This is a genomic window from Kitasatospora sp. NPDC091335 (genome assembly GCF_044757205.1).
GTDB lineage: Bacteria > Actinomycetota > Actinomycetes > Streptomycetales > Streptomycetaceae > Kitasatospora.
Genome location: NZ_JBIVUM010000006.1, coordinates 413,146 through 420,569, shown reverse-complemented (window position 1 = coordinate 420,569; position 7,424 = coordinate 413,146). Strand labels below are relative to the sequence as shown.

Here is a 7,424-nt window from a genome sequence, read left to right as displayed (position 1 = left end):
GTGTGGGGTCTGGTGCGTTCGGCGCAGTCGGAGAACCCGGAGCGGTTCACGCTGTTGGACGTCGAGGACGTCGCGCCGGTGTGGGAGCGGTTGACCGAGGCGGTGTCGTCGGGTGAGCCGCAGCTGGCGGTGCGTGACGGCAGCGTGAGGGTGCCGCGTCTGGTGCGGGTGCCGTCGTCCTTGGCCGCGGAGCCGGTGGAGTTCGATCCGTCCGGGACGGTGCTGGTCACCGGTGCCGGCACGCTGGGCGGCCTGGTGGCCCGCCACCTCGTCACCGAGCACGGGGTCCGCCACGTGGCGCTGACCAGCCGCCGCGGCGCCGCGGCAGCCGGTGCGCGCGAACTGACGGAGGAGCTGCTCGAACTGGGCGCCGCCACCGTCGAGTTCGCCGCCTGCGACGCCGCCGACCGCGACGCCCTCGCCGGCCTCCTGTCCACCATCCCCGCCGAGCGTCCGCTGACCGCCGTGTTCCACACGGCCGGCGTGCTGGACGACGGCCTGGTGGCCTCCCTGTCGCCGGAGCGGCTGGAGGCGGTGCTGCGCCCGAAGGTGGACGCGGCGTACAACCTGCACGAGCTGACCCGGGACCTGGATCTCGCCGCCTTCGGGCTGTTCTCGTCCTCGGCGGGCCTGTTCGGCGACGCCGGTCAGGGCAACTACGCGGCCGCCAACACCTTCCTGGACGCCCTGGCGGAGCAGCGCCGGGCGGAGGGCCTGGTCGCGAGTTCGCTCCAGTGGGGCTTCTGGGAGCAGCGCAGCGGTATCACCGAGGGCCTGTCGGACGCGGACGTCGAGCGGATCCGTCAGGCGGGGATGAGCCCGCTGCCGACCGGGCGCGGTCTCGAACTGCTGGACGTCGTGCTGTCCGCAGGGCTCGCCGTCGCCTCCCCGATGGGACTGGAGCCGGACCGGATCCAGCCGAGCGACGGACCGGACTTCGCGATCCTGCGCAAGCTCGTCCGGACGCCGGTGCGGCGCGTGGCGCAGGCCGGCACTGGCACCGGCAGCGGCCCGGTGTCGCTGGGCGACCGGCTGGCCGGCCGCCCGGCGGCCGAGCAGCTGGAGTACCTGCTCGACCTCGTGGTGTCGAACGTCGCCGAGGTCCTGCGGCACGCGGGCTCGGGCGCGATCGAGCCCGAGCGGAGCTTCAAGGAACTGGGCTTCGACTCGCTGACGGCGGTCGAGCTGCGCAACCGGCTCAACACCCTCACCGGACTGCGTCTGCCCGCGACCCTGATCTTCGACTACCCCACCCCGGCGGACCTGGCGCAGTACCTGCTCGCCGAGGTCGGCGGTGCCGCCGAGCCCGCTGTCGCGCCCGTCGGTTCGGTGCTGTCGGAGCTGGACCGGCTGGAGTCCGCGATTGCCGCCGCCTCGCCCGAGGGCGAGGAGGCCGCGCGGATCACGGACCGGCTGCAGGCCGCGTTGGCCAGGTGGAACGAGGTCCAGAGCACGGCCCTCGGGGCCGAGCACGGGAACGACGACCTCGAGTCGGCCACGGCCGACGAGATCCTGGACATCATCCAGCGGGAGTTCGGCGGGGCGTAGTGCCATGGCGAGCCCGGACGGCCACGCGCCGTCCGGGCCGCCGTTCTGTTCTCAGGGGGACGGACGGGCCGAACCCGGGCCCGTCCGCCGAAGATTGACGTCGATAGGTGATGCGGAAATGGCGCAAGACGTGAAGCTGCTGGAAAACCTCAAGTTCGTGACCGCGGAGCTGCGCCGAACTCGCAATCGCCTGATCGAGGTCGAGGAGGCCGGGCGGGAGCCGATCGCGATCGTCGGCATGGCCTGCCGCTTCCCGGGCGGGGTGGGCTCGCCGGAGGAGCTGTGGCAGCTGGTCGCGGGCGGCGGCGACGCGATCGCCGACTTCCCGCAGGGTCGCGGCTGGGACCTGGAGGAGCTCTACGACCCGGACCCGGACCGGCCCGGCACCACCTACGTCCACCAGGGCGGCTTCCTGAAGGACGTCGAGGCCTTCGACCCGGCGTTCTTCGGGATCTCGCCGCGCGAGGCCGTCGCCATGGACCCGCAGCAGCGGCTCGCGCTGGAGGTCTCGTGGGAGGCGCTGGAGCGCGCGGGCATCGACCCGGCCTCGCTCAAGGGCAGCCCGACCGGGGTGTACCTCGGCGTGATCCACAACGAGTACGGCTGCATCCTCCCGACAGTGCCGGCCGACCTCGAACCGTTCCTCTCGAACGGCAACGTCAACAGCGTGGCCTCCGGCCGCATCTCCTACAGCCTCGGCCTCCAGGGCCCGGCGGTCAGCCTGGACACCGCCTGCTCCTCCTCGCTGGTGACCCTGCACCTGGCCGCGCAGGCGCTGCGGCGCGGCGACTGCACCCTCGCGCTCGCGGGCGGTGTGCAGGTCCAGGCGACGCCGATCTCCTTCACGGACTTCTCCCGCCAGCGCGGTCTCGCCGAGGACGGCCGGATCAAGGCCTTCGCGGAGGCCGCCGACGGCACCATCTGGGGCGAGGGCGTCGGAATGCTGGTGCTGGAGCGGCTGTCCGAGGCGCGCCGAAACGGCCACAAGGTCCTTGCCGTCCTGCGGGGTTCGGCCGTCAACCAGGACGGCGCGTCCAACGGTCTGACCGCCCCGAACGGCCCTTCGCAACAGCGCATGGTCCGGCAGGCGCTGGCCGACGCGGGCCTGTCCACGGGTGACGTGGACGTGGTCGAGGCGCATGGCACCGGCACCACGCTCGGTGACCCGATCGAGGCGCAGGCGCTGCTGGCCACGTACGGGCAGGGCCGGGAGGCGGGCCGCCCGTTGTGGCTCGGCTCGATCAAGTCCAACATCGGTCACACCCAGGCCGCCGCCGGTGTCGCCGGTGTGATCAAGATGGTGATGGCGCTGCGTGAAGGCGTCATGCCGCAGACGCTGCACGTGGACCGGCCGTCGACCAAGGTCGACTGGTCGGCGGGCTCGGTCGAGCTGCTGACCGAGAACCGCGAGTGGCCCGAGGCCGGGCGCCCGCGCCGGGCCGGTGTGTCCTCGTTCGGCCTGAGCGGGACCAACGCGCACGTGATCCTGGAGGAGGCTCCGGTGGAGGAGCCGGCGGAGGCCGTCGCGGTCACTGTCGACGCTCCGGTCGCGTGGGTGGTGTCGGGCAAGTCGGAGGCGGCGCTGCGGGCGCAGGCCGGGCGGCTGGCGGCGTTCGTGGGGGAGCGGCCGGAGCTGTCGCCGGTGGATGTCGGCTTCTCGTTGGCGGTGTCGCGGGCGCGGTTCGACCACCGTGCGGTGGTGTCGGGTTCGAGCCGGGAGGAGCTGCTGGCCGGGCTGGCAGGTCTGGCGGGCGGTGAGGCGTCCGGCGCTTCGGTGGGCCGTGGCAAGCTCGCGTTCCTGTTCACCGGGCAGGGCAGCCAGCGGGCGGGGATGGGCCGGGAGCTGTACGCGGCGTTCCCGATCTTTGCCGCCGCCTTCGACGAGGTGTGTGCCCGCTTTGAATTCCCGTTGAAGGACGTGGTGTTCGAGGCTTCGGAGCTGCTGGACCAGACGGCGTACACGCAGGCGGTGCTGTTCGCCGTCGAGGTGGCGTTGTTCCGTCTGGTCGAGTCCTGGGGTCTGAAGCCCGACTTCCTGGTGGGCCACTCGGTCGGTGAGATCGCCGCTGCCCATGTCGCCGGGGTCCTTTCCCTGGGCGACGCGGCGAAGCTGGTCGAGGCGCGGGGCCGGCTGATGCAGGCGCTGCCCGTCGGTGGTGCGATGGCCGCCATCGAGGCGACCGAGGCCGAGGTGTTGCCGCTGTTGGCGGGCCGGGAGTCGGAGATCGCCGTGGCGGCGGTCAACGGGCCTTCCTCGGTGGTGGTTTCGGGCGACGAGGCCGCTGTCCTGGAGGTGTTGGAGCACTGGAAGGAGCAGGGTCGTCGGGGTCGTCAGCTGCGGGTGAGCCACGCGTTCCACTCGCCGCGGATGGAGCCCATGCTGGCCGAGTTCCGCGCGGTCGCGTCCGAACTCACCTACTCAGAGCCGAAGTTCGCCGTCGTCTCCAACGTCACCGGCGAGCCGGCGACCGAGCTGACCTCGCCCGAGTACTGGGTGCGCCACGTCCGTCAGGCTGTGCGCTTCGCCGACGGCATCGCCTACCTCGCCGCTCAGGGCGTGACCACGTTCCTGGAGCTGGGCCCGGACGGCACCCTGTCGGCCCTTGCCCAGGAGATCACCGAGGGCCACTTCGCCCCGGTCCTGCGCAAGGACCGCCCGGAGGCGCTGTCCTTCACCCAGGCCGTCACCGGTCTCCACACCCAGGGTGTGGCACTCGACTGGGAGGCCGTCTTCGCCGGTCGCGGCGCGCGCCGCACCGACCTGCCGACCTACGCCTTCCAGCACCAGCGCTTCTGGCTGGAGGGCGGTGCCTCCGCCGGTGACGCCGCCGGGCTCGGCCTGGTGGAGAGCGCGCACGCGCTGCTGGGTGCCGCGGTGACGCCCGCCGGTACCGACACCATGGTGTTCACCGGGCGGGTCTCGCTGCGGTCGCACCCGTGGCTGGCGGACCACGCGGTGATGGGGACGGTCCTGGTGCCGGGCACGGGCCTGGTGGAGCTGGCCGTGCACGCCGGTGACCAGGTCGGGTACGGCCAGGTCGAGGAACTGACCATCCAGGCGCCGCTGGTGCTCCCGGCGGCCGGCGCGTTGCAGGTGCAGGTCGTGGTGGGTGCGCCCGAGGCGTCCGGTCACCGTTCGGTGGGCGTCCACTCCCGCCCGGACGGCGCGGCTGAGGAGCCGTGGACGACACACGCCGTCGGCTCGCTCGGCGCGGCCGCCGTCACGGTCGAGGCCGATCTGCTGTCCTGGCCGCCGGCCGGGGCGGAGCAGATCGGGCTGGACGGGCTGTACGAGGGGCTGAACGAGCAGGGGTACGAGTACGGTCCGGTCTTCCGGGGCCTGCGCTCGGTGTGGGTGCGCGGCGAGGAGGTCTTCGCCGAGGTGGAGCTCGCGGAGGGCACCGCGACCCGCGGATTCTCCGTCCACCCGGCGCTGCTGGACTCCGCGCTGCACGCCTCGATCGTCGCCGTGAACCACCGGGTCGCGGCCGCCGCCGCCGATCCGGCGGCCGGCGGGGAGGAGGAACCCGAGGTCCGGCTTCCGTTCTCCTGGGCCGGTGTCACCTTCCACGCGGAGGGCGCCTCCCACCTGCGGGTGCGCCTGACCATGGACGAGGAGAAGCGGATCACCCTGGCCGCCGCCGATGCCACCGGCGCGCCGGTGGTCTCCGTGGAGGGCCTGGCGACCCGGCCGGTGTCCGCCCGGCAGCTGGCCTCGGCGGGCGGCGCGGCCCGCCCGCTGTACCACGTGGACTGGGTGCCGGCTCCGGCGGTCGCACCCGCCACGGGCAGCTGGGCGACGGTGGGCGAGGACGCGTTCGGCCTGCACGCCGCCCTGAAGAGCGTCGCGGGCGGGGTGTCGGTCCACCCGGGCCTCACCGAGCTGCTCGCGGCCGTCGAGGCGGGCGGGCAGGTGCCGGACGTGGTCTGCCTGCCGTGGGCCCCGGAGGGCTCGGCAGACACCCTGCCGACGCTCGCCGAGGACGCCAGGGCCGCGACCGTACGCGCCCTGGAGACGGTGCGCGGCTGGCTGGCGGCGGACCGGCTGGACGGGGCCCGGCTGCTGATGGTCACCCGTGGTGCGACGGCCGGGCGGGCCGACGCGGCGCCGACCGACCTGGTGCACGCGGCCCTGTGGGGTCTGGTGCGTTCGGCCGAGGCCGAGAACCCCGGACGGTTCGTCCTGCTGGACCTCGACCCGGACGGCGCCGAGTCCGTCGGGTACGACGTGCTGGCGCTGGCCGCCGCCTCCGTGGAGCCGGAACTGGCCCTGCGCGACGGCGTGCTGTACGTGCCGAAGCTGGCCCGCGTCGAGCCGTCCGCCGGGGCCGTGGCCTCCGAGGTCGACGCCGCCGAGGCCGCCGGGTCCGGCGCTCCCCGGTTCGACCCCGAGGGGACGGTGCTGATCACCGGCGGAACCGGCTCGCTCGGCGGCCTCGTCGCCCGTCACCTGGTGACCGGGCACGGCGTCCGCCGCCTGCTCCTGACCAGCCGGCGCGGCCCGGCGGCCGACGGTGCCGCCGAGCTGGTGGCCGAACTGGCCGGGCTCGGGGCCGAGGCGACCGTCGCGGCCTGCGACGCCGCCGACCGCGAGGCCCTGGCGGCGCTGCTGGCGGGCATCCCCGCCGAGCACCCGCTCACCGGCGTCGTGCACACCGCCGGTGTGCTGGACGACGGCGTGATCGGCTCGCTCACCCCCGAGCGGCTGGAGGCGGTCATGCGCCCGAAGGTCGACGCGGCCGTCAGCCTGCACGAGCTGACCCGCGAGGTGGACCTGACGGCCTTCGTCCTCTTCTCCTCCGCCGCGGGCGTCTTCGGCGGCCCCGGCCAGGCCAACTACGCCGCGGCGAACGTCTTCCTGGACGCCCTCGCCCGGCACCGCCGGGCCGCCGGGCTCACCGCCCACTCCCTGGCCTGGGGTCTGTGGGAGCAGCGCAGCGAGCTGACGTCCGGGCTCGGCTCCGGCGACGTGCAGCGCATCACCGGCTCGGGCCTGGCGACGATCCCCTCGTCGGAGGGCCTGGAACTCCTCGACGCCGCGCTCGCGACCGCGCAGGCCGTGATCGTGCCCGTGCGGCTCGACCTGCCGCAGCTGCGGGCCCAGGCCGCGGCCGGCGACCTCACCGCCCTGCTCGACGGGCTCGTCCGGGTGCCGGCCAGGCGCGAGGCGTCGACCGCCGGCGCGGCGGGGGAGTCCCCGGCCGAGCTGCTGGTCAGGCGGCTGGGCGGGCTGAGCGAGGAGAAGCGCGCCGAGGTCCTGCTGGAGCTGGTGCAGATCAACGTGGCCAAGGTGCTCGGGTTCACCAGCCACCGTCAGGTCGAGGCGGGGCGCGGCTTCATCGACCTCGGCGTCGACTCGCTGACCGCCCTGGAGCTGCGCAACCGGCTCAACGGGGCGACCGGGCTGCGCCTGCCCGCGACGCTGATCTTCGACTACCCGTCGGCGGGCGCGGTCGCCGGACACCTCGGCACCCGGATCAGCGCCGGCCCGGCGGTCCAGGGCGCCGCACCGGTGCACGCCGACCTCGGCCGGCTGGAGGCCACGCTGTCCTCCGCCGACCTGTCGGACGAGGACCGGGACAAGGTGGTCAACCGCCTCCAGGGCCTGCTGGCCGTCCTCGGCCGCTCCGTGGTGGTGTCCGGCGGGGGCGCCGGCGCCGGCGGCGCGGTGACGGACCTGGACGCGGTGAGCGACGACGAGATGTTCGCGCTGATCGACCAGGAACTCGGCCTGGGCTGACCCCAGGGGCCCGGCAGGGCCCGCCGAACCCCCCCCCAGCCGTCCGGACGGCCGTCCCTCGGCCGTCCGGACGGCTGTTCCACACCTCTGTTCCCGCTGTTCCACACCTCTGTTCCACACCCCTGTACCGGACCTC

Annotated in this window: 2 protein-coding genes; both read left to right on the top strand. The window is 74.1% G+C overall.

Annotated elements, in window-relative coordinates; genetic code table 11:
* A partial coding sequence (locus tag ACIQOW_RS17185) for an SDR family NAD(P)-dependent oxidoreductase (protein WP_401085268.1) occupies positions 1 to 1,548 on the top strand: 1,548 nt, incomplete at its 5' end.
* A gap of 118 nt (positions 1,549 to 1,666) precedes the next feature.
* Complete coding sequence (locus tag ACIQOW_RS17180; RefSeq protein ID WP_401085265.1) at positions 1,667 to 7,288, top strand: type I polyketide synthase; 5,622 nt, start codon at positions 1,667 to 1,669, stop codon at positions 7,286 to 7,288.
* The last annotated feature ends 136 nt before the right edge of the window (positions 7,289 to 7,424 follow it).